Source organism: Paenibacillus endoradicis (assembly GCF_024721975.1).
In genome coordinates, this window is record NZ_JANQBB010000010.1 from 32,969 (window position 1) to 56,483 (window position 23,515).

The 23,515-nt window shown below is 39.0% G+C and carries 22 protein-coding genes; all 22 read left to right on the plus strand.

Translation table 11 applies throughout. The annotated features are described in order from the left end of the window. Positions 1 to 370 precede the first annotated feature (370 nt). The 22 genes from NV377_RS24235 (at position 371) to murA (ending at position 23,214) form a co-directional block, all read left to right on the plus strand. On the plus strand, positions 371 to 2,017 hold the full coding sequence (locus tag NV377_RS24235) for a peptide ABC transporter substrate-binding protein (RefSeq protein WP_258203406.1): 1,647 nt from the start codon (positions 371 to 373) through the stop codon (positions 2,015 to 2,017). 129 nt (positions 2,018 to 2,146) lie between these two features. Continuing rightward, the gene (locus NV377_RS24240; protein ID WP_258203407.1) at positions 2,147 to 3,082 is read left to right on the plus strand and encodes an ABC transporter permease; all 936 of its coding nucleotides are present in this window, start codon (positions 2,147 to 2,149) and stop codon (positions 3,080 to 3,082) included. Beyond that, positions 3,082 to 4,005, plus strand: a complete 924-nt coding sequence (locus NV377_RS24245) for an ABC transporter permease (RefSeq protein WP_258203408.1) — start codon at positions 3,082 to 3,084, stop codon at positions 4,003 to 4,005. The genes NV377_RS24240 and NV377_RS24245 overlap by 1 nt, the downstream gene beginning before the upstream one ends. 277 nt (positions 4,006 to 4,282) lie before the next feature. Next, the gene (locus tag NV377_RS24250; protein ID WP_258203409.1) at positions 4,283 to 5,281 is read left to right on the plus strand and encodes an ABC transporter ATP-binding protein; all 999 of its coding nucleotides are present in this window, start codon (positions 4,283 to 4,285) and stop codon (positions 5,279 to 5,281) included. Continuing rightward, positions 5,278 to 6,234, plus strand: a complete 957-nt coding sequence (locus tag NV377_RS24255) for an ABC transporter ATP-binding protein (RefSeq protein WP_258203410.1) — start codon at positions 5,278 to 5,280, stop codon at positions 6,232 to 6,234. The genes NV377_RS24250 and NV377_RS24255 overlap by 4 nt, the downstream gene beginning before the upstream one ends. Before the next feature lie 183 nt (positions 6,235 to 6,417). After that, on the plus strand, positions 6,418 to 7,506 hold the full coding sequence (locus NV377_RS24260; protein WP_258203411.1) for a mechanosensitive ion channel family protein: 1,089 nt from the start codon (positions 6,418 to 6,420) through the stop codon (positions 7,504 to 7,506). Positions 7,507 to 7,669: 163 nt separating this feature from the next. Further along, positions 7,670 to 8,299, plus strand: a complete 630-nt coding sequence (gene upp, locus NV377_RS24265) for a uracil phosphoribosyltransferase (RefSeq protein ID WP_258203412.1) — start codon at positions 7,670 to 7,672, stop codon at positions 8,297 to 8,299. A 273-nt stretch (positions 8,300 to 8,572) separates the two neighbouring features. Next, the gene (wecB, locus tag NV377_RS24270; RefSeq protein WP_308860223.1) at positions 8,573 to 9,721 is read left to right on the plus strand and encodes a non-hydrolyzing UDP-N-acetylglucosamine 2-epimerase; all 1,149 of its coding nucleotides are present in this window, start codon (positions 8,573 to 8,575) and stop codon (positions 9,719 to 9,721) included. A 187-nt stretch (positions 9,722 to 9,908) separates the two neighbouring features. Then, positions 9,909 to 10,136 carry a hypothetical protein gene (locus NV377_RS24275; protein WP_258203413.1) on the plus strand — a complete coding sequence of 76 codons (228 nt, stop codon included), beginning with the start codon at positions 9,909 to 9,911 and terminating at the stop codon, positions 10,134 to 10,136. Continuing rightward, a complete protein-coding gene (locus tag NV377_RS24280) occupies positions 10,129 to 10,518 on the plus strand; it encodes an ATP synthase subunit I (RefSeq protein WP_258203414.1) in 390 nt (129 codons plus the stop codon). Before NV377_RS24275 ends, NV377_RS24280 begins: the two co-directional genes overlap by 8 nt. A 9-nt stretch (positions 10,519 to 10,527) precedes the next feature. Then, positions 10,528 to 11,289 (plus strand): F0F1 ATP synthase subunit A, encoded by a 762-nt coding sequence (atpB, locus tag NV377_RS24285; RefSeq protein WP_258203415.1) that lies wholly within the window; start codon positions 10,528 to 10,530, stop codon positions 11,287 to 11,289. Between the two features lie 113 nt (positions 11,290 to 11,402). Next, positions 11,403 to 11,618, plus strand: coding sequence for a F0F1 ATP synthase subunit C (gene atpE / locus NV377_RS24290; RefSeq protein WP_258203416.1), 216 nt, complete (start codon positions 11,403 to 11,405; stop codon positions 11,616 to 11,618). Positions 11,619 to 11,701: 83 nt separating this feature from the next. Further along, positions 11,702 to 12,184, plus strand: coding sequence for a F0F1 ATP synthase subunit B (gene atpF / locus NV377_RS24295; protein ID WP_258203417.1), 483 nt, complete (start codon positions 11,702 to 11,704; stop codon positions 12,182 to 12,184). Then, positions 12,181 to 12,729 (plus strand): F0F1 ATP synthase subunit delta, encoded by a 549-nt coding sequence (locus NV377_RS24300; protein WP_258203418.1) that lies wholly within the window; start codon positions 12,181 to 12,183, stop codon positions 12,727 to 12,729. Before atpF ends, NV377_RS24300 begins: the two co-directional genes overlap by 4 nt. 15 nt (positions 12,730 to 12,744) lie before the next feature. Beyond that, positions 12,745 to 14,259, plus strand: a complete 1,515-nt coding sequence (gene atpA / locus NV377_RS24305) for a F0F1 ATP synthase subunit alpha (protein WP_258203419.1) — start codon at positions 12,745 to 12,747, stop codon at positions 14,257 to 14,259. Positions 14,260 to 14,395: 136 nt separating this feature from the next. Then, positions 14,396 to 15,259, plus strand: a complete 864-nt coding sequence (gene atpG / locus NV377_RS24310) for an ATP synthase F1 subunit gamma (protein ID WP_258203420.1) — start codon at positions 14,396 to 14,398, stop codon at positions 15,257 to 15,259. A 31-nt stretch (positions 15,260 to 15,290) separates the two neighbouring features. Continuing rightward, positions 15,291 to 16,697 (plus strand): F0F1 ATP synthase subunit beta, encoded by a 1,407-nt coding sequence (atpD, locus tag NV377_RS24315; protein WP_258203421.1) that lies wholly within the window; start codon positions 15,291 to 15,293, stop codon positions 16,695 to 16,697. Positions 16,698 to 16,718: 21 nt separating this feature from the next. Continuing rightward, on the plus strand, positions 16,719 to 17,126 hold the full coding sequence (locus NV377_RS24320) for a F0F1 ATP synthase subunit epsilon (RefSeq protein WP_258203422.1): 408 nt from the start codon (positions 16,719 to 16,721) through the stop codon (positions 17,124 to 17,126). Between the two features lie 141 nt (positions 17,127 to 17,267). Further along, a complete protein-coding gene (locus NV377_RS24325; RefSeq protein WP_258203423.1) occupies positions 17,268 to 19,055 on the plus strand; it encodes a hypothetical protein in 1,788 nt (595 codons plus the stop codon). A 62-nt stretch (positions 19,056 to 19,117) separates the two neighbouring features. After that, complete coding sequence (locus tag NV377_RS24330; RefSeq protein WP_258203424.1) at positions 19,118 to 21,274, plus strand: proton-conducting transporter transmembrane domain-containing protein; 2,157 nt, start codon at positions 19,118 to 19,120, stop codon at positions 21,272 to 21,274. A gap of 34 nt (positions 21,275 to 21,308) precedes the next feature. Beyond that, a complete protein-coding gene (locus tag NV377_RS24335) occupies positions 21,309 to 21,539 on the plus strand; it encodes a DUF1146 family protein (protein ID WP_258203425.1) in 231 nt (76 codons plus the stop codon). A gap of 346 nt (positions 21,540 to 21,885) precedes the next feature. Next, positions 21,886 to 23,214 carry a UDP-N-acetylglucosamine 1-carboxyvinyltransferase gene (murA, locus tag NV377_RS24340; RefSeq protein ID WP_258203426.1) on the plus strand — a complete coding sequence of 443 codons (1,329 nt, stop codon included), beginning with the start codon at positions 21,886 to 21,888 and terminating at the stop codon, positions 23,212 to 23,214. The last annotated feature ends 301 nt before the right edge of the window (positions 23,215 to 23,515 follow it).

Consider the following 23,515-nt stretch of genomic DNA (forward strand, 5'->3'; position numbering starts at 1 on the left):
AATGTAAAATATATGTGGAGCATGAAATTAATTTCAATATATTACTATTACACGCAACATTTAACTGGGATAAAATGTGCTCACAATATGTTCACTATTTTATTTAGTACGTTAACAAGTCAGTGGTATAAAGGGTTTGTGTAATAATTAAAATGAATATTTTACCATTGTCATTTTTTGTTGTATTGACACATTTTACATTCAAGTAGTATAGTCAACCCCATGTTTTCATTAAAGAATTGTGTAATCGCAAATAAGTATAAATATTAGTTTTGTTGTATAAGAATTCACTTCTCTAATATTTTTGTCGTGATTATTTCGATTTCAACAACAAGGCTTTACCACATCTAGATTAAAGGGGAGTAAGAACATGAACAGAAAGAATCTAATTTCTATCCTTTCTTTGGTACTTGTACTGGCTATTTTCACAACGGCCTGTGGGAGTGGTACCAAAAATGAAAGTGGCGCAAGTAACAATGAATTCCGCATGAATTTAGCTACTGAGCCTCCAACATTAGATCCAGCGCAAGCAACAGATCAAGTATCTTTCACAGTAATTAATGCAATCTATGAAGGTCTAACAATTGTTGACGAGAATGGTGATGTACAACCAGGCGTTGCTGAAAAATGGGATATCTCGCCAGATGGTAAAACATATACATTTACAATTCGTTCAGATGCTAAATGGAACAATGGCGATGCTGTAACTGCTAATGATTTCGAATTCTCTTGGAAACGCGCACTTAATCCTGAGTTAGTTCCTGAACCTTCTCAATACGCGTACCAAATGTACTATATTGAAGGTGCTGAAGCTTTCAACACCGGAAAAGGTTCTGTTGATGATGTAGCTGTTAAAGCTACAGATGAGCATACTCTAGTTGTGACTCTAACAAACCCAATTCCATATTTTGAATCATTGCTTTCTACTGCTATCTACTTCCCAGTTCACTCTTCTGTAACTGAGAATGAGGCTTTTGCTGCAGCGGCTGACACAATGATTACTAACGGTCCATTTACAATGACGCAATGGAAACGTAATACATCGATTGTTCTTGAACCAAACGAAAATTATCATGCACGTGATGATATTAAATTCGCAAAAGTATCAATGACGATCGTTAATGATCCAAGTTCAGAACTTAATATGTATAAAACAGGAAAATTGGATTATGCTGGTCACCCAACAGGTTCACTTCCAACAGAACAATATGAAACACTGAAGAAAGAATATCCAGACGACTTTAAAATTAAAGGAACAGCAAGTTTGTATTACTACATCATGAATACAACTGCAGAACCTTTCAATAATGCAAAAATTCGCCAAGCACTGTCTATGGCGATCAGCCGTACCGACTTGACTGAAAAAGTATCACTTGGTGGTCAAATCCCAGCATTTGGACTAGTGCCTCCAGGTATTAAAGGTGTTGAAGGCGAGTTCCGTAGTGAGTTTAAAGACGATTACTTCCAAGAAAATGTTGAAGAAGCAAAAGTTTTACTTGCTGAAGGACTAGCAGAAGAAGGTTGGACAGAACTTCCGGCGTTCACACTGAAATTTAACACTGATCCTACTCATCAAAAAGTAGCTGAAGCAGTTGTTGATATGTGGCGTTCAAATCTAGGTATTGATGCTCAAATCGGTAACGAAGAGTGGGGCGTATTCTTAGATAATCGTGTAGCGATGAACTTCCAAATCGAGCGTTCTGGTTGGGGAGCAGACTACAATGATCCAATTTCATTCGTAGGTTTATTCACTTCTAAGAGCGGTAATAACAACACTGGTTATGCTAATCCAGAGTACGATGCTTTAATCGCTGAAATTAATGCTACAACGGATCAAAAGGTTCGTATGGAGTTAATTGCGCAAGCAGAAAAAATGTTGATTGATTCACATTCAATTATACCAATTTACTATTACAGCTCTGTGCATATGATGAAACCTGATGTAAAAGGTGTGTATGTTGACTTTAAAGGCGATGTTAACTATACACGTGGATACTACGAACAAGAACAAGAATAGGTATCAGAAGTTTATTCTGAAAACTTGCTTTTGAACTTGCATTAATAATACAAGTCAGGGGGATATATGCTTCTTTTTCAGCATATATCCTTCTCTTGTAACATGACATCATTGGAGGTGTGACATAAGTTGGTCCGCTATATTATACAGAAGATAATGTACATGCTCTTGTCGATATTCGTTTTAGCTTCAGCGACGTTCTTCTTAATGAAGGCGATACCGGGTAATCCGTTTCAGTCTGAGAAAAACATCCCTGCCGCTATTCAACAAAAGTTGTTGGAAAAGTACGGATTTGATAAACCGATTTGGGAGCAATACCTAAACTATATGAACAACCTGCTGCATCTTGATCTTGGAACATCAATGAAACAGCAATATACAACTGTAGAATCTGTTATTGTAAATGGTTTTGGTTATTCTATGCAGCTTGGTTTATGGGCAATACTCTTATCTATTGCAGCAGGATTGCTTCTTGGTCTTATCGCTGCTTTAAATCATCGTAAATTTCTTGATGGTTTCACAATCTTTATTGCCGTGCTAGGTGTATCTATCCCTAACTTTGTTGTAGCTGCCGGATTACAGTATATATTCGGAGTTGAATTACAATGGTTTAACGTAACGGGTCTAAATGGTCCTATGGATTATGTCCTACCTGTTATTGCTTTATCGTTCCTTCCGACAGCATTCATTGCGAGGCTTACTCGTTCAAGCATGCTTGAAGTTCTATCGGCGGATTATATTAAAACAGCAAAATCTAAAGGTTTATCAGGAAAAGTTATTCTTGTGCGTCATGCGTTAAGAAATGCAATTTTGCCGGTCGTTACTTACGTCGGTCCAATGACTGCCAACATTATTACAGGATCTGTTATTGTTGAGCAGATTTTCGGAATCGGTGGTCTAGGTAAAGACTTCGTCAATAGTATTACTAATCGTGATTACACGTTAATTATGGGACTTACGATTTTTTATGCAGTTATTCTGATGCTTGCGCGCTTAATTACAGATATCGCCTACGGCTTTGTTGATCCGCGAATTAAGTTAGCAAGAGGCAAAGGAGGATCGTAATGTCAGATCAAACATTATCTAAGAAAGATTTTGCTAAGCTAGAGAAGAATGAAGTATCTTCTGATCTAGTTGTGCGTGAAAGTATATCTGCTTGGAAAGATGCTTGGATTCGTCTGAAAGAAAACAAGCTAGCTATGATAAGTTTAGTAGTTTTATTATTCATTGTTTTGTTTGCAATTATTGGACAATGGATGACACCGTATGATTATAAAACGAATGATTTGTCGATAACGAATCAAGCACCGAGTTCTGAGCATTGGTTCGGTACAGATGCTCTTGGACGAGATATGTTTGAACGTACTTGGATGGGTGCCGGAATATCGTTGCAGGTCGGATTATACGCTGCAATAGTCGATCTAATCCTCGGGGTTATTATTGGCGGTATTATGGGTTATTACGGTGGTAGAGTGGATGAGGTATTGAATCGTATTTGTGAAATATTGTACTCCATTCCTAGCATGTTAGTAGTCATTTTGCTTATTGTTATTCTCGAGCCGAGTATGTTCACAATCGTATTAGCGCTAAGTATTACTGGGTGGATTAATATGGCCTGGATTGTCCGTGGTCAAGTTATGCAGCTTAAAAGCCAGGAATATGTATTAGCTGCTCGTACGCTAGGTGCAAGTACAAGTCATATTATGAGGAAACATCTTATTCCAAATGCAATGGGTCCCATTATTGTAACGATTACAATGACAGTACCATCTGCTATTTTCGCAGAAGCATTTCTAAGCTTCCTTGGTCTTGGTGTTCAATCTCCAGCGGCATCACTTGGTACTTTGATAAATGATGCATTGAAAGCTATGACAGTCTATCCGTGGCGTATGATTTTCCCTGCTGTCTTAATTAGTTTAACTATGCTTTGCTTTAATATATTTGGTGATGGATTACGTGATGCGCTAGATCCGAAAATGAAAAAATAACGGATGCTCACGATATTGCTTCTCTCTTCGGTGAGAAGTTCATCAAGAAGTAATATGAAAAGTTTTAGATTATGCTTCCGAGGCAACTTTTCAATCATGGGAAGTTCATCAAGAAGTAATATGAAAAGTTTTAGATTATGCTTCCGAGGCAACTTTTCAATCATGGGAAGTTCATCAAGAAGTAATATGAAAAGTTTTAGATTATGCTTCCGAAGCAACTTTTCAATCATGAGAAGTTCATCAAGAAGTAATATGAAAAGTTTTAGGAGGTGGAATAATGGAAAAGCTACTTGAGGTACAGGATCTTAAAGTTCACTTTAATGTCCGTGGTGGTGTCGTTCAAGCTGTCCGTGGTGTGAACTTTCACATCAATAAGGGTGAAGCAGTAGCGATTGTTGGCGAATCTGGTTGCGGCAAAAGTGTAACTGCTCAATCTCTAATGCGCCTTGTTCCAAGCCCCCCTGCTGTCATAAGCGGATCTATTATGTTCGAAGGTAATGATTTACTGAAAAAAAGTGAAAAAGAAATGGAAGCGATTCGTGGTAAAGATATTGGGATGATCTTTCAAGATCCGATGACTTCTTTGAATCCTACCTTAACAATAGGCACACAAATAGTTGAAGGTTTGTTAAAGCATGAGAAGCTAAGTAAAGCTCAGGCTCGTGATCGTGCCATTGAAATGCTTACACTTGTAGGTATTCCGAATCCGGCAGATCGTATTAAACAGTATCCTCATCAATTTTCTGGTGGTATGCGTCAACGTGCGATGATTGCCATTGCGCTTGCATGTAATCCTTCACTGTTGATCGCTGATGAACCTACAACTGCGTTAGATGTAACGATTCAAGCGCAAATTATGCAAGTAATGAAAGATTTACAGAAAAAGATGGGTACTTCGATTGTTCTTATCACGCATGACCTTGGAGTCGTAGCCGACGTATGTGATAGAGTTATTGTTATGTATGCGGGTAAAGTTGTAGAGACAGGAACAAAGTACGAGATCTTTAATAATCCACAACATCCATATACTAGAGGTTTGCTTCGCTCTGTGCCACGTCTTGATCAGAAGAAAGATGAACCATTGATTCCGATTCATGGTACACCTCCAGATCTGTTCTCACCACCTAAGGGCTGTAGTTTTAGTGCACGTTGTCCTGAAGCGATGAGAGTATGCGTCAATAATGATCCAGATCTTGTATCGGCAGAAGACAATGAAGCTCACCGTTCTGCTTGTTGGTTGTTACACCCTTATGCGAAAGAGGGGGAATCAGAATGAGTAAGCCATTAATAGAAATTAATCATCTCAGTAAATTTTTCAATCTTGGAAATAACAATATTTTGAAAGCTGTTAACGATATAACATTTTCTATTCAGCAAGGGGAAACTGTTGGTGTTGTTGGAGAGTCTGGTTGTGGTAAATCTACTGCAGGCCGTACAATGATGCGACTATACGAGCCTACTGAAGGAGAAGTTCTGTTCCAGGGTAAAAATATATACGGTTTGAAAGGCAATGAGATGAAGGCCCTTCGTCGAAATATGCAAATGATATTCCAAGATCCGTATGCATCGCTTAATCCAAGAATGACCGTTATGGACATTATTGGAGAAGCTTTAGATGTTCACAAATTAACGAGTAGTCGGGCTGAGCGTAAGAAGAAAGTAGAACAACTACTGGAGCTTGTTAATCTTAACTCTGCTCATGCATCACGTTATCCTCATGAATTCTCTGGTGGACAACGTCAACGGATTGGAATTGCGCGTGCACTTGCAGTAGATCCGAAATTCATTATTGCTGACGAACCGATTTCCGCACTGGATGTATCGATTCAAGCTCAAGTGGTGAACCTACTACAAGAGTTGCAACGTGACATGGGATTAACCTATTTATTTATCGCTCATGATCTATCCATGGTTAAACATATTAGTGATCGTGTTGCGGTTATGTATCTTGGTAAGATTGTAGAATTGGCAAGTAGTGAAGATTTATATGCTGATCCAAGGCATCCATATACAAGAGCTTTAATGTCTGCTATTCCGATACCGGATCCTCAAGTTGAGGCAACAAGGGAACGTATCGTATTAACTGGCGACTTACCAAGTCCAATTCATCTGCCGTCGGGATGTCCTTTCCATACAAGATGTCCGATTGCGACAGAAAAATGTAAAGTAGATGCTCCTAAATTGTTGGATGTTAAGAAGAATCACTTTGCAGCTTGTCATTATGCGTAAAGGATTGTTGTAGCAATTTAATTACGTATAATATGGTATTTAATTTCGACCAGTGGATATGTTCCGCTGGTCGATTTTTGTATTGTGGATTTGGAAATGCTACTGGTATAGATTGAAAATCATGAGATTGGCATAATTTCTCCATGATTAAGTACCACAGTAATGACGGAGGTGTGGTATCATTTGACGTGGTATGTTTGGCTCGAACGAGAGTTTATAGTTAGTCAATTTATAGTTTCTATTATAAGTGTATTAGTTGCTTGGCTATTCAAACGTTACGTAATCAAATATGTTTTTCGATTTATAATGAATCGGATAAAGAAAGATCGATTACTGCCGAAGATACTGAATGCTTTAGAGCCGCTAATTGGAGCTTTAATTCTGTGGAGTGCTATTTATTTCGCAATTAATAATTATGTGGACCCAAATTGGAAGTACAACGTAGTAATAGATCGAATGTTTCGGAGTATTATTGTAATTATTATTGGAATTGGAATTTATCGAATGTCTGCTTCATCGTCAGAAGTAATTGAAGAAATTGCAATTTCATCAGGTATTGAGAAAAATAGTATGATATTGCCGCTATTATCTCGTATTGTTCGTTTGCTCGTCTTAATCTTAATGTTTACGCTTATTATCGCAGAATGGGGATATAGTATTAATGGGGTAGTTGCGGGGCTTGGACTGGGAAGTGTGGCTATTGCATTAGCAGCAAAAGACACAGTGAGTAATATTCTGGCCGGAATTATTATTATTTCAGAAAAACCATTCGGTAAGGGAGATTGGATTCTTACTCCTGATGTAGAAGGTTTCGTTGAAGACATCACTTTCAGAAGTTCACGTATTCGTACTTTCGCTGATGCGCTTGTTACCGTTCCTAATCACAAGCTTGTTGATCAACCTATAACCAATTGGTCCAAGATGGGTCGTAGAAGAATTACGTATCATGTACACGTAAGATTAGATTCCGATCTAGATCGCTTGCAACAAGCGATGAAGAAAATGGAAACATACTTGGATCAACATGAAGAGATTGATGACCGTATGGTAATGGTTCGCTTTAATGAAATTCAAGAGGGAAGTTTAAGTATCTTTCTATATTATTTTTCGAAGACGACGATATGGAAAGAACATTTGCTCATTAGACAGGAAACGATGATTGCCTTAATTCAGATTTTACAAAAAGAAGGTATTCAACTTGCTTATCCAATGCAAAGAATTGTAGTTGAAAGTTCAATTGAAAAAGAACCGGTCGAACTGTTCAATAGCTAGTTCAATGCGGTCATTTAATTACTATATAGATTCCATACCATGATCTGCAGTTTCTATAACGAATTTTGGTGCAACAAGCAGTCTTCAGTGCTATAATAAGTTGGATTATGAGCAATATTAATAAGGTTAGCAATAAAATATATACACCATTCTAGGAGGTTCCATGAGCAATTTATTTATTTGTGATCATCCGATGATCCAGCATAAGCTTACTTTTATTCGAGATAAGGAAACTAATACGAAAGATTTCCGTGAACTAATCGATGAAGTAGCTACTTTCATGGCATATGAAATTACAAGAGAAATTCCACTTCAGACGATCAAGGTTGAAACGCCAGTTGCGATCACAGATTCTAAAATTGTCTCAGGACGCATGCTTGGATTAGTTCCAATTTTACGTGCTGGACTAGGTATGGTTGATGGTATCTTGAAATTGATTCCTTCTGCAAAAGTAGGTCATATCGGGCTTGCTCGAGACCATGAAACGCTACAACCTAAAGAGTACTATATTAATTTACCAACCGATGCACAAGATAGAATGCTAATTGTCATCGATCCAATGCTAGCTACAGGTGGTTCTGCAATTGCAGCTCTTAACTCATTGAAGCAACGTGGTTGTGAAGTTATGAAGTTAATGTGTATTATTGCCGCGCCAGAAGGTGTGAAAGCAGTGCAAGAAGCTCATCCAGATGTTGATATCTACATCGCTGCATTAGATGAAGGATTGAATGAAAAAGGCTATATCGTTCCAGGACTAGGTGACGCAGGTGACCGCATTTTTGGTACAAACTAAGAGGTGGCTCAAATTGTTCGCTTGTGATCACGATATTTCGGATTGTAGCATAATCGACTGCGAATATGAAACAAACTTAGAAAGTTTAGCGTAAGCTTCCGATGTATGTTTCTTGCAGAAACATTGTCGGTTCGCGTGTACCAACCGTGTACACTTGCGCTTCCGCCTTTCCCAGGTAGCGTTCCATCTTCTTGACGGGCGACAAGTGAACAATTTGACCTTTATTAGAATTAAGCAGATATGGATTGATAAGTAGAATTGGAGTGGAGCAGTTTGTCTAAGTTAAAAGTAATGACAATTTTCGGCACTAGACCAGAAGCTGTAAAGATGGCTCCTTTAGTATTAGAGCTGCAAAAACGCGATGATCAAATTGAGTCAATCGTATGTGTGACTGCACAGCATCGTCAAATGTTAGATCAAGTACTCGACTTTTTCGAGATCAAACCAAACTATGACTTGAATGTTATGAAGGATCGTCAGACGTTAACGGAGACGACAGTTCGTGTACTTGAAGGTCTTGATCCCGTACTTGATGAAGCAAAGCCCGATATCGTATTAGTACATGGAGATACACAAACGACATTTTTAGCTAGTTATGCATCATTCTTAAAGAAAATCAAAGTCGGTCATGTTGAAGCAGGACTTCGTACATGGAACAAAATGTCTCCGTATCCCGAGGAGATGAATCGTCAGCTTGCTGGTGTATTATCTGATGTTCATTTTGCGCCTACTGATTGGTCTGCGAATAATCTTCGCAAAGAAAATAAGAATGAAGATACGATTTACGTTACAGGTAATACTGCTACAGATGTATTCCAATACACAGTTGATGAATCTTTTACACATCCTGTCATCGAATGGGCGAAAGGCAAACGTATGATTCTAATGACGGCACATCGCCGGGAATCATTAGGTGAGCCACATCGACATATTTTCAATGCCGTAAAACGCATTGCTGATGAGTTCGAAGATGTTGTATTCGTATATGCCGTGCATCCCAATCCAGCAGTACGTGAACCAGCTCAAGAAATTTTGGGCAATCACCCACGTATTCAGTTGATTGATCCTTTAGATGTATTTGAATTCCATAATTTTTATCCGCATACTTATATGATAATGACAGATTCTGGCGGATTACAGGAAGAAGCACCTTCATTCGGTGTTCCAACACTTGTACTACGTGACACAACAGAGCGTCCAGAAGGCATAGAAGCAGGAACGTTAGAACTTGTAGGCACAGATGAAGAACAAGTCTATGAACGCGCAAAAGCATTGTTAAGCGACTCTGAATTATACATGCGTATGAGCCAATCGGCGAATCCATATGGTGATGGACGAGCTTCTGAGCGCATTGTAGATGCAATTTTACATCATTTTGGCAAAATATCTGAGCGTCCAGATTCGTTCACACAACGTTCATAGTTTGCGTAAAAGATATGGCGAAAGTCTGAATATACAGTATACAGTAGTACTGTACGGTTTCTAATTGCGAACATCCCTTGTCTGACAAGGGATTGCTCGCTATACATAAGAGAATAATTCTCGGAATTTGAATTGACAAACCTTCTTCTGCTTCGATAAAATATATAAGGATTGATAGGAGTGTCCTATGGCTAAAAAGAAACTAGACCAACCTTTATATGCAGTAGGTCTAATGGGGGCAATTGGCGTTCAGATTGCTGCCTGTATAGTTATAGGGTATTGGATTGGCTCTTATGTTAGCGATATAACCGGTAGTAAAGGTTGGGTCATCGGTGGTGTTCTAACTGGACTTGCTCTCGGGATTGGATCAGCTATCCTTATCGTTATGAAGATGTTGGAGGGCTCCGATGGATAATATGATGAAGTCAGCTACGCGCTGGATGCTCGGCCTCACTGCAGTATGCATAATACTATGGGCAATCGTTCCTAGTTGGAAACCAGTCATGTTAGGTTTGGCTGTGGGCTTAGCAGCAAGTGCTATGAATGCGTTTTTATTGAAACGTAGAGTCGCTTTAGTAGCGGAAATTGCGAGTCAAGAAGGAACGCAGACGAAGCGGAAGGGACTTGGATTCGGAAGTAGAGTTGCAATGGTACTACTTGTTGCGATGTTTGCTGTGAAGTATCCTGAAACGCTTAATTTGCCGGCAGCTTTGTCAGGCAGTATGGTGTTTCCCTTTTTGATTCTAGTAGTAGCTTTAATTCATAACGCGAAAACAAATAATAGCGGAAAGGGGTGATATTGTCTTATGCATTTGTTTCCAATAGTGAATGTGATGGGTATTGAATTTGACCTTTCAGCTATCATTGCCATCGTCGTCACGATGATTGTTATTTTGGTTCTCGCACGACTTGCAGTTCGTAATTTATCAGTTGAAAATCCTGGTAAAATGCAAAACTTTATGGAGTGGGTCATTGATTTCGTACACAATACGATTGCTAGTGCTATGCCGCTAGAGAAAGTGAAGAAGTTCGTATCTCTTGGTATGACACTTATTCTTTTCATCTTTGTTGCCAATATTCTTGGCTTACCATTCCAAATTGTCACAACAACAGATCAACAAATTTTTGGCGTAACTGCTGAGTATCTTGCCAAACATCATGGCGAAGCTCATCTCGCTTGGTGGAAATCACCAACAGCAGATATTTCTGTAACAGCGGGTCTTGCAATTGTTGTGTTTTTCATTATTCACTTCTTAGGGGTGAAATGGAACGCGAAACATTACTTCCAGCATTATTTCAAACCGTATCCGATCTTCTTCCCATTGAACATTATCGAGACTGTAGCAAAACCAGTTACATTGGCGCTGCGTCTATACGCTAATATTTATGCGGGTGAAATTCTAATTTCTACGATCTTGAAGCTTGGTGTGTTGGGTCTTCCTTTCATGGTAGCGTGGCAAGGTTTCAGTTTATTTGTAGGTGGTATTCAAGCCTTCCTATTCGTAATTCTTACCATGGTATACATCTCTCAAGCAGCAATTCATGATGAAGAAGAACATGCACATTAATTCTAGCAACTTGCTTTGAACGGACTTATCTAGTCGGATTCAAAGTTCGTTATACATGCTCTACCCAATGAAACACAAAAAATGAATTGATAAATTCGAGGAGGATTTTTTAAATGACAGTATTGGCAGCAGCTATTGCAGTAGGTTTAGGCGCGATTGGCGCAGGCGTTGGTAACGGTATGATCGTATCCAAAACAATTGAAGGTATCGCTCGTCAACCAGAACAAAAATCATCTCTAATGACAACAATGTTCATCGGTGTTGGTATCGTAGAGGTAGTTCCAATTATCGGCGTAGTTATCGGTTTCTTGGCGTTCTTCGCAGAATAATGGGCGCTCTTGGCGGGGAAGGCCTAGCCCTCTTCGCCTTTATTATGATTCGAGGTTACTAAATCGAAGAAAGGAGTGCAGCTATGGATTTTTATCCTTCATCCACTGTATTTACAATTCTAGCATTCATCGCTTTGATGTTGTTATTGAATAAATATGCTTTTGGACCTTTGTTCGCAGTTATGGAAAAACGCAGACAGTTGATTCAAGAGCAAATGAATACTGCAGCATCTAGTCGTCAAGAAGCAGAAGCTTCAATGGCAGAGCAAAAAGCAGCACTTGAAGAAGCACGTAAGGAAGCATACGCAATTATCGAGCAAGCAAGAACAACTAGTTCTATGCAAGCTGATGAAATCGTTCTATCTGCTAAAAATGAATCAGCTCGCTTGAAAAATGAAGCACTCAATGATATCGAGAGTGAGAAAAATAAAGCGATCTCCGCACTTCGTGCAGAAGTGGGCGGCATTTCTGTGCAAATCGCATCTAAAATCATCGAGAAACAAGTTGATGAGAAGTCTCAAGAGGCTCTTGTTGATAAGTACCTAAAAGAGGTTGGAAATAAATGAGCCGCGATCTAGTGGTAGCGAAGCGCTACGCACAAGCGTTGTTCGAACTTGCAACCGCAAGCAAGGTCGTTTCTCAAGTTGAAACAGAATTAAAGTTAATCGTTGATGTACTTAATCATAACGATGAATTAAATAAATTTTTGGATCTACCTAGTGTACAATCCGAGAACAAAGTTCAGCTATTGAAAGATTCTTTCGGTACTGAAGTGTCAGAGCTTTTATATCATACTTTACGTCTATTGCTTGAGCGTGGGCGTCAATCTCTTATTGTTAATCTGTTTGAATCTTATGTGAAGATTGCAGGCAATGCAACGGGTCAAGCCCATGCTGTAGTGTATACAGCAAAAGCGTTGTCTGATGAGGAGCTTTCAACTATAGCGACTCAATTCGCAAAAATAACAGGCAAAACAATTATTGCGGAGCAAAGTGTGAATCCAGCTCTACTTGGTGGCGTTCAAGTTCGTATCGGCGATCGTCTGTACGATGGAAGTTTATCAGGTAAGTTAGAACGTTTACAAAAATCATTAAATTCTAAAGCACTGTAGATAGGGGTGAACGAATTGAGTATCAGACCTGATGAAATTAGTACGCTGATTAAACAGCAAATTGAAAAGTATAAATCAGAAATTCAAGTCGTAGACGTCGGCACTGTTATCAATGTCGGTGACGGTATCGCTCGTGTACATGGTCTTGAAAATGCGATGCAAGGTGAACTCCTTGAATTCGCTAACGGTGTCGTTGGTATGGCTCTTAACCTTGAAGAGAGCAATGTCGGTGTCGTTATTCTAGGGCCGTACACAGATATTCGTGAAGGCGACCAAGTAAAACGTACTGGTCGTATTATGGAAGTTCCAGTTGGCGAAGAGCTTCTTGGACGTGTTGTAAACCCGCTTGGACAACCAGTTGATGGTAAAGGTCCAATCAATACAACTCAATTCCGTCCGATTGAATCACCAGCACCTGGTGTTATCGATCGTAAATCTGTACATGAGCCAATGCAAACAGGTCTTAAAGCAATTGACTCTATGGTACCAATTGGCCGTGGACAACGTGAGTTGGTTATCGGTGACCGTCAAACAGGTAAAACTGCAATTGCTATTGATACAATCATCAACCAAAAAGGTACTGGTGTAAAATGTATCTATGTAGCTGTAGGTCAAAAACAATCTACTGTTGCTAACGTAGTAGAAACACTTCGTCGCAATGGTGCACTTGATTACACAATCGTTGTAACTGCTGGTGCTTCTGAGCCATCTCCATTGTTATACCTAGCTCCTTATGCAGGTTGTTCAATGGGTGAGTACTTCATGTACAAAGGCGAGCATGTACTAGTTATCTATGATGACTTGTCCAAACAAGCTGCAGCGTACCGTGAGCTTTCCCTATTGCTTCGTCGTCCACCAGGTCGTGAAGCGTATCCAGGTGATGTATTCTACATTCACTCTCGTTTGCTAGAGCGTGCAGCTAAGCTAAGTGATAAACTGGGTGGCGGTTCTCTAACTGCACTTCCATTTATCGAGACTCAAGCTTCTGACGTATCTGCTTATATTCCAACAAACGTAATCTCCATTACAGACGGACAGATCTTCTTAGAGTCTGACTTGTTCTACTCTGGTCAACGTCCTGCGGTAAACGTAGGTATCTCTGTATCACGTGTTGGTGGTGCTGCTCAAATTAAAGCAATGAAGAAAGTTGCTGGTACACTTCGTCTGGATCTTGCGGCTTATCGTGAGCTTCAAGCGTTCTCTCAATTCGGTTCTGACCTTGACAAATCTACAGTATCCCGTCTAAACCGTGGTGCTCGTACGATGGAAATTCTTAAGCAAGGTGTTAACCAACCGATGCCAGTTGAGAAGCAAGTTGTATCTATCTACTCTGCGGTTAAAGGTCATCTTGATGACATCGCAATTGATGATATTCTTCGCTTTGAGCATGAATTCCACGCATTCCTTGATAGCAGTCGTCCAGAAGTGCTTGCTTCTATCCGCGATACGAAAGATCTTGTTGCTGATAATGAGAAAGCTCTTGTTGATGCTATTAATACATTCAAAAAAGGCTTTGCCGCTTCAGCGTAATTGCTCTGACGGTGTAAGTTCGAGATATATGCTATATATGCGTAACATATATAGTTGTCTACACTTAGCTTGCTAGGTGTAGACCCCTTACCAAGCTTGGCTTAAGCACCGAGCAAACGAAGGCGGGTGAAACGAAATGGCAAAAGGCATGCGTGAGATAAAACGTGAGATTAAAGGTAAGCAAAGTACAAGACAAATCACGAAGGCAATGGAAATGGTTGCTGCATCTAAGCTTAGAAGAGCTCAAGAGGCTGCAGTAGCTTCTAGACCATATGCTGACAAGTTGTTAGAAGTTGTTAACAATATCGCTGCTGGCACGAAAGGTGTTCGTCACCCTATGCTAGAGTCACGTCCTATCAAAAAGACGGGATATCTTGTTATTACTTCCGACCGTGGTTTGGCTGGTGGTTACAATGCCAACCTCTTACGTAAAGTAACGCAAACAATTAAAGAAAAGCATAAGTCTTCTGAAGAGTATGTCATTTTCGTCATCGGACGAAAAGGCCGAGACTACTTCCGTCGTAGACAAATGCCAATTCTTGAAGAAGTAATCGGCTTGTCTGATTCCCCTTCATTTGGCGATGTAAAATCTATAGCGGCTACAGCAGTTAATAAGTTCTCAGAAGGTGCTTATGACGAACTTTACATTTGTTACAATGAATTCGTTAATGCACTAACTCAAATCCCAACAGAAACTCGTTTATTACCATTGGAAAATGTTACAGATGGGAATACACCAGTTTCTTCATACGAATATGAGCCATCTGCTGAAGGAGTTCTTGAAATTCTTCTTCCGAAGTATGCAGAAACACTTATATACAGTGCTGTACTAGACGGTAAAGCTAGTGAATTTGGTGCTCGTATGACGGCAATGGGAAGTGCAACGAAAAATGCAACGAAGATGATTAACCAATTGACATTAACGTATAACCGTGCGCGTCAAGCGGCAATCACGCAAGAAATAACTGAAATTGTTGCAGGAGCTAACGCACAATCTTAAGTTCATATATGAGGAACCAGGAGGGAAAGCAATGAAAAAGGGACGCGTTGTATCCGTCATGGGTCCGGTCGTCGATTTAGAGTTTGAACGCGGTCATCTGCCACAAATTATGAATGCTGTTACAATCAATCATAAGGCAGAGGCTGGTAGTGTAGCTATTAATCTTACACTTGAAGTTGCCGTTCACCTAGGCGATAACCTAGTTCGTGCAGTAGCGATGAGTACTACTGACGGTCTAGTTCGTGGTATGGAAGCTGTTGACACTGGAGCAGCTATTACAGTACCTGTTGGTACTGCTACTCTAGGACGTGTATTTAACGTACTAGGTCAACCAATTGACGAAGCTGGCGATGTTGTATCGAAAGTAAGTCTTCCGATTCACCGTCAAGCACCTAAATTTGATGAATTGTCTACACAATCAGAAATTCTTGAAACAGGTATTAAAGTTATCGATTTGCTAGCTCCTTATTCTAAAGGTGGTAAAATTGGATTGTTCGGTGGTGCCGGCGTAGGTAAAACTGTAACAATCCAAGAGCTTATCAATAACATAGCACAAGAGCATGGTGGTATTTCCGTATTCGCAGGTGTAGGTGAGCGTACTCGTGAGGGTAATGACTTGTACCATGAGATGAAGGATTCCGGCGTACTTGCAAAAACTGCGATGGTATTCGGTCAGATGAATGAGCCTCCAGGTGCACGTCTTCGTGTTGCCTTGACAGGTCTTACTATGGCTGAGTATTTCCGTGATAATGAAGGTAAAGACGTACTTCTATTCATCGATAATATCTTCCGCTTTACACAAGCTGGTTCTGAAGTATCTGCGCTACTTGGTCGTATGCCATCTGCGGTAGGTTACCAACCAACACTTGCGACTGAAATGGGTCAATTGCAAGAACGTATTACTTCTACGAAAAAAGGTTCTGTTACATCAATCCAAGCGATCTACGTACCTGCCGATGACTATACGGATCCGGCTCCTGCAACGACGTTTGCCCATCTTGATGCAACAACTAACCTTGAGCGTAAAATCTCCGAGATGGGTATTTTCCCAGCGGTAGATCCGCTTGCATCATCTTCTCGTATTCTAAGCCCTGAAATTCTAGGTGCTGAACATTACAACGTAGCTCAAGGCGTGAAGAAAATTCTTCAAAGCTATAAAGAGCTTCAAGATATTATTGCTATCCTTGGTATGGATGAGCTTTCTGATGAGCAAAAATTGATTGTATCGCGTGCGCGTAAAATTCAATTGTTCTTATCTCAACCATTCCATGTTGCTGAACCGTTTACTGGTCTTGCTGGTAAATACGTTCCAGTTAAAGAATCAGTTCGTAGCTTTAAAGAAATTCTCGAAGGCAGACATGATGACCTACCTGAGGAAGCATTCCGTTATGTAGGTGTTATTGAAGAAGCCGTGGAGAAAGCCAAAACGCTAGTATAGCGAAGGGCGGGAGGAATCCACATGAGTACGTTTCTAGTTGAAATCGTAACGCCTGAACGTAAAGTTTATGCGAAAGAAGCAACTTTGGTGACGGTAACAGGTATTGAAGGTCAATTAGGTATTATGCCTAATCATATTCCACTTGTTACTCCATTAAAAATTGCTCCTGTAGTTATAAAGCGTAATGGCGGTGTAGACGAGATCGCAGTCAATGGTGGCTTTGTTGAAGTTCGTAAAGATAAAGTAGTTATTCTTGCTGAAAGTGCTGAAATTGCCGAAGATATTAATATCGAACGTGCAGAAGCAGCGAAGCAACGTGCAGAGCAGCGTTTAGCACTTTCTAGAAATGATGAAATTGATTTCCGTAGAGCAGAGTTAGCGTTGCAACGTGCGATGAACCGTTTGCATACAAAACATATTATTAAATAAGAAAAAAGATTGTCCTTTCGGAACTTCCGATATGGACAATCTTTTTTTGTTATTATGGAGTATTTAAGGTAATAGGTAGCTAGTTATTAGTGAAGTATAGTAAAATATGTAGTGACTGTAATTCAATCGAGGTGAGACAAGTTGGCAATGTTTTCGCAAGAGGTATGGCTTCTTCCTATTATATATATTGTTTCTTTTATAACCATTATTACGATAGGCAAAAGCTTAAAACAGGGCGGTGCCTTTATTAATGCGATATTTGCTATGCTCGCATTTGCTTTATCTGTTATTGTACTTATTGAGAGATTGCAGCCACATACATTAGACTATAGTTTTCATCTAGATTGGCTTATTATTGGTGATGTCTATTATACGGTAGGGTATGAAATAACGAATCTTACTTCATGGTTGCTGACACTAGTATCAGGAGTATACTTCCTTATACATATCATTATGTTACAAAAGAAAGTACAAATAGTTGGATCATCTATATATGCCTATATGAGCTTATTAATGTTCGCTGTAAGTGGATTACTATTATCTGATAGTATATTAAGTTTCTACATATGTTCCATACTTGTCAGTGTAAGCGTATATCTAATGCTTGCTCATACTAGTTTTGATTGTAATCAGAAGTTAATATGGCGCTACGTACTATCGCAGATTGTTGCACATACTGCGCTATTAGTCGTAATTGTCGTGTTGTACTGGTATATGCCTGATAAATCATTACAGTTTACGATGCTGCAAAATGTATTTGGTGGCCAATCTGAGCAGTTCACAGAAGCGATGCTTTTTTGGTTAGCACTTTCCATTCTAGCTAATGTAATTTTTCTAATAGGGGCATTCCCATATTTAAATTGGTTGAAATTAGGTCGATACCAACCACCGTTGCTTCAATTACTTATTACTACATTAGGATTTATTATTGTCCCTATATATACACTTATATCTTTTTCTGAACTCGTTACCTCGTCACCAATTATTGTTACGTTATGTGCATGGGTCGGATTATTATTCGTAGTGTGGTGTACAATCCGTTTATTAGTTCATCGCAACAATGAAGGGTCTTATTATGTTCAGATGAATATTGGGTTATTGTTATTTGCTTATGGGCATGAAGCGTATGGATTTATGGTAGTACAACTAACGATATGGCTACTTGCAATCATTATCATATATACAACTATGTTACGACATAATAGTATTATCATTTTTGGAGCGTTCATGATTGCGGTCATAACATTGGTAGGTGCTCCACCACTAAGCGGGTATTGGTTACAACAATGGTTAGTTACTTCAATATATACTGAAAATACGATCTGGTTCGTACCATCTTTATTCGTATTATTAAGTTCTTCATTAAGTTCAACTGTGTTTTTTATGCGATATTGGAAGCAGGCTAAACAGCAATCTAAACAACCAATTACTTCGACAACTCAACTATCTTTGTATGTAGTATTAGCAATTATTGTCCCAGCGATTATGCTAGTTTTCTTTGGTTTGTTCTGGTTATTAAAAAATGGGGCCATTCATTATTGGCTATTTGGACAACACAACGAAATGGAAATACAAATAGTACCTATACTAATGAGCATGATATTTATAAGTATAGGAGTAGCTGTAGGTTGGTTATATAGTGAACGAATGAATGAATCAGTAGAAAAACGCTTCCTTACTATAGAAGAAACTGTTTATAAAATTGCCAATAACATAAGAGATCGAGCCATTCAACTCAGTTCATATACGGTACAATGGTTTGTGTCGCTAGAACATATCTTATACCAATTATTTACCGTTTGGTTACTGTATCCAATACGAAGAATAAGTCATATGTCGGCTAATACTACATTGATCCGTTCTACAGTTTGGATGATTATTATTGTTAGTATCTTTACAGTACTATATACACTTATTGGGAGGGGATAACACTGGTTCAACTGAATCTAATAAGTTTAATTGTTATTCCGATCATAGGGGTTATCGTACTTATGTTGCTACGTCATTTTTCTTTACGAATTATTCGTCGGATATCAATCTTCATTTTGTCACTGCCAATAATTATGATCTTATTATTAATATATGAAATATCACGTAATCGTTCAATAGAGTTATTTACGATGTCACTTGATAATCTATCTATTCTGCCTAATCAGCATAAATCAATACTTGTACAATTTATGGTAGGGGTAGATGCGGTAACGTTATGGCTGATGTTGTTCTCTACAATCATTCTTATGCTTACGGCATTTGCTGGAGTCTACATTAAGAAGCGTCAAAAGCTATTCTATGGACTGATTATGCTAATTGAAAGCTTTGTATATACACTTTTTATGGCTAGAGATGGATTGTTACTTATTGGTGTCATAGCCATCATTACGATCATTATGCTCTTTCTTATTGGTATATGGGGACAAGATGGCAGTATCGTTGTTGCTAGGAAATTTGCTATATGGCAGTTAGTGGCCTGTGTCTTTTTGCTGCTCAGCAGCTTACTTCTTACCACTTTACGCGATGATGATAGTAATGCGGGATACCAATTGTCTTTAACGAATGAAGCTAGTTATATGGTGCAGGAGCAACTGTTGGATGAACAACCCCAGCAGCAACAGATAAGGCAAACCGCCTTTGTATTATTTCTAATTGGACTATTTTGTATGACTCCGATGATAGGGGTACATCATTGGTTCAAGGAGCTATTTCAGAAAAGTCATATGGTTGTACTGATGCTTTATTGTGGAACCATATCTATTTCAGGGTGGTATGTACTTTATCGAATTGGTATTATATATTTCTTTGATTTGTTAGCATCACTTAGTGAAGGTCTAATATGGGTATTAAGTATACAGTTTATATTCTCGAGTATGTTGCTTTGGAAGCAACAACAGCTTAGAGGTTGGCTTGTTTATGGAGCTTGGGGGCAATTATCACTTATCGGAATCCTTATGCTCACATTGTCCGAACAAGGATTAACTATATCTTTGGTACACTTATTATCTTTCATGGCGATAAGTGCGTTACTATGCTTCTTACTAGCAACAATTATCGAACGAACAGGTACCGATCTGATTCAAGCATTAAGTGGTACATTGCGCAATCTACCTTTTCTCGGCGGTAGCTTAGTTGTTGCAATGTTAGCTTGGGTAGGTATTCCTGGATTTTCACATTTCTTAGGTACAGTCCATGTAGTGATTTTAACATTCCCTTCTAGTCGTTGGATTAGTGTCTTAATAACGCTTGGTATCATATGCAGTATGTTAGTTGCAGTAAGACTATTATATACGTTACAACGAGGACAAACAGATATCTCGACTCAGCATCTTAAAGATATGCGTTTTACTGAAGCGATTCCCAATATCGTACTGTTATCTATTATTATATTACTTGGATGCTATCCAATTGTTATCGTTGATATGATGGAATTAGAATTGCATAACGTTTATTCCATGTGGAAACATATTATAGATGATGTTCAATGGGATATGGGTTTGATTACTTCGCTATGGACAGAAACCGGAGAACCATTCAATACTATTATCGTGTTTGCATTGCTTATGATGCTTGCGATCGGAATAGCTAGTCGTAAACATAATCGTATGGATGCTATATTGTATTGGCAGTCATTATTTCAATTACTGGCATTATTTGTTATTATAGCTTCGCGATCCAAGACGGGAATTACAATATATTGGTTAGACCTTGTACTTTACGTGGTCGTGTATGCAGTGTTACTAGCAGCAACGATATTAGCAGCTCGTAGCTTTAGCCAATCGCTTAAAGGTAATACGATTTCGTCATGGAATGGCTTATATTATCGTGATCCTCGATTAGCATTTATGATGTTAATACTTATTGTGAACTGGATGGCATTACCGTTTACTTCAGTAGTTCAATTAAAGTTTACTGCCATTAGTGATTGGATTACGCAGGGCAATTATGGATTGATGACAGTATGGATATTGGTTCATCTTATGATGACAAAAGTATGGCTGGAATGGCTATGTGCAATATATATCGTTAGTGATACGAAGCAAGTATCCGCTCATATGGAATCGCATTCTAATGGGATTACGACTTTGATATCTCGCAACAATAGCATCATATTATTATGCAGTTGTATCGTTCTCATCGCATTGTGTTTCGCGTAATAACTTAGTTTCATTTCTAGAAAGAGGTATTATTATGACTACAGGGGTAGAAGGATTATTTTCTATAACGCTCATAATATTGAGCATTATTTTCGTTTGGATTCTTATGTCAGAAGTTCGCTGGGATAAAATATTGAAAAAACATACAAGTATAAAATCACGGATGTTACAAGTTGTCATTGCTATCGTCATTGGATATTTATTAGGCAGCTTTATTCTTCAGTATTGGGGATACTCCACAATGCTCCAACAATTTATAGAATAAGTACATGCGAAGATGCAAACACTTGATATACATATATGAGGAATTTTTAATCATTCGATTTTAGTTCCTCATTTACTCAAAACGTATATGTTGGTATTTGTTTCCTAGCTTCATATCGCCTTTTTAGCAGGAGATAAGCGGACTTATGCACTTTTAATGGAATACATGGAACTCCTTTATATACAAATTGCGAACAAATTTGACAAGATATTCACATTAAAAAATTCTCCTTGTCGATTAGTCGCTAATGATGTTAAGATGAAGATTGATGGGTGTATATTTGTCAACAAATATGGGATTCCATGGAATATTTATCCGAAAATTATGATTCGCGGAGGGACGCAAGATGGCAAAGATTATCGTCCGCGGAGGTCAACGATTAATGGGAAATGTGCGCGTAAGTGGTGCAAAGAACGCGGTACTTCCTATTCTTGCGGCCTCGTTGTTAGCGACTGAAGGCGAAAGTGTAATAACTGATGTGCCCGCTCTTGATGATGTTATGACGATTCAAGAGGTATTAGCGTCACTAGGTGCTAAAAAACAATATAATCAGGAAACAATGCGCATCTCTGTTCCTCAAATTACATCCACAGAAGCGCCTTATGAACTTATTCGTAAGATGCGTGCGTCGTTTCTGGTGATGGGTCCATTATTAGCAAGAGTCGGCAGAGTTAAGATTTCACTGCCAGGTGGTTGTGCAATTGGTTCTAGACCTATCGAACAACACTTAAAAGGCTTTGAAGCTATGGGTGCTATTATTAATTTGGAACATGGTGCTATTGAGGCAACTTGTCCTAATGGGCTACATGGTGCTAAAATTTATTTGGATGTAGCTAGCGTAGGTGCAACTGAGAATATTATTATGGCAGCATCATTAGCTAATGGTACAACGGTTATTGAGAATGCTGCACGTGAACCAGAAATTGTTGATTTGGCTAATTACATTAATGCTATGGGCGGTAAAGTTCGTGGTGCTGGAACAGGCATCATTCGCATAGAAGGTGTGCAGTCTCTGAAAGGTGCTCATCATCAGGTTATACCTGATCGTATTGAAGCGGGTACTTATATGATTGCAGCCGCGATCACAGGCGGAGATGTAATGGTTGAAGGTGCAATAGCTGATCATCTAGCTCCAGTAATCTCTAAGTTAGAAGAGATGGGTGTAAAAATTACGAGCAGTGATGCTGGTATTCATGTTTGTGCTCCTAAGAAATTAAAATCGGTTGATGTGAAAACATTACCCCATCCTGGATTCCCTACAGATATGCAATCACAGATGATGGCACTATTGTTAATTTCAGAGGGTACAAGTGTCATTACAGAGACGGTATTTGAAAACCGTTTCATGCATGTAGAAGAATTTCAAAAGATGTCTGCAACAATTAAAGTTGACGGTAGATCAGCGATAGTAACAGGTAATACGCCGCTTAAAGGAGCAAAAGTCTGCGCAACAGACTTACGTGCGGGAGCTGCTTTATTATGTGCTGCACTACGTGCTGAGGGCGAGACTGTGTTAACAGGTCTTCATCATGTGGATCGTGGTTATGTTGATATCACCGGAAAACTTGCTTCTCTTGGTGCGCATATTGAGCGTGTAGAGGCTGAAGATGAAGTATTGTCTTCACCAGTGAAAGAGAAGAAACGTTACTCAATTGTACAAGAACTTATGGCATAATGTGATAATAATTATTCAAGGGTGAATATTTTATTCGTATCTATTAGATGATACGAGTAAAACATTCACCCTTTTTAGCGTGCAGAAAAAAGGTGCGTAGCAATACCTCGTAATCACGATCATTATATTGATCTACCTCTCAAATGAAAGATCAAAAAATTGGTCGTCAGTACCAAGAAGATAGCATGAAGCTAGGAAACGAGGAGCGGAGCGTACGTATTGTGTACGTGAGCACCGAAGGCTTCCGATGAATGCTATATTCGCCGTCGAAAAAGGTGAGTAGCAATACCTCGTAATCACG

Coding starts and splice junctions, on each gene's coding strand:
- NV377_RS24275 (WP_258203413.1), top strand. CDS start 9,909: ATGGCTAAAAAGAAACTAGACCAACCTTTATATGCAGTAGGTCTAATG.
- atpE (WP_258203416.1), top strand. CDS start 11,403: ATGACAGTATTGGCAGCAGCTATTGCAGTAGGTTTAGGCGCGATTGGC.
- NV377_RS24320 (WP_258203422.1), top strand. CDS start 16,719: ATGAGTACGTTTCTAGTTGAAATCGTAACGCCTGAACGTAAAGTTTAT.
- NV377_RS24245 (WP_258203408.1), top strand. CDS start 3,082: ATGTCAGATCAAACATTATCTAAGAAAGATTTTGCTAAGCTAGAGAAG.
- NV377_RS24335 (WP_258203425.1), top strand. CDS start 21,309: ATGACTACAGGGGTAGAAGGATTATTTTCTATAACGCTCATAATATTG.
- atpB (WP_258203415.1), top strand. CDS start 10,528: ATGCATTTGTTTCCAATAGTGAATGTGATGGGTATTGAATTTGACCTT.
- NV377_RS24250 (WP_258203409.1), top strand. CDS start 4,283: ATGGAAAAGCTACTTGAGGTACAGGATCTTAAAGTTCACTTTAATGTC.
- atpD (WP_258203421.1), top strand. CDS start 15,291: ATGAAAAAGGGACGCGTTGTATCCGTCATGGGTCCGGTCGTCGATTTA.
- murA (WP_258203426.1), top strand. CDS start 21,886: ATGGCAAAGATTATCGTCCGCGGAGGTCAACGATTAATGGGAAATGTG.
- upp (WP_258203412.1), top strand. CDS start 7,670: ATGAGCAATTTATTTATTTGTGATCATCCGATGATCCAGCATAAGCTT.
- NV377_RS24330 (WP_258203424.1), top strand. CDS start 19,118: ATGTTGCTACGTCATTTTTCTTTACGAATTATTCGTCGGATATCAATC.
- NV377_RS24235 (WP_258203406.1), top strand. CDS start 371: ATGAACAGAAAGAATCTAATTTCTATCCTTTCTTTGGTACTTGTACTG.
- NV377_RS24255 (WP_258203410.1), top strand. CDS start 5,278: ATGAGTAAGCCATTAATAGAAATTAATCATCTCAGTAAATTTTTCAAT.
- atpF (WP_258203417.1), top strand. CDS start 11,702: ATGGATTTTTATCCTTCATCCACTGTATTTACAATTCTAGCATTCATC.
- NV377_RS24300 (WP_258203418.1), top strand. CDS start 12,181: ATGAGCCGCGATCTAGTGGTAGCGAAGCGCTACGCACAAGCGTTGTTC.
- atpG (WP_258203420.1), top strand. CDS start 14,396: ATGGCAAAAGGCATGCGTGAGATAAAACGTGAGATTAAAGGTAAGCAA.
- NV377_RS24280 (WP_258203414.1), top strand. CDS start 10,129: ATGGATAATATGATGAAGTCAGCTACGCGCTGGATGCTCGGCCTCACT.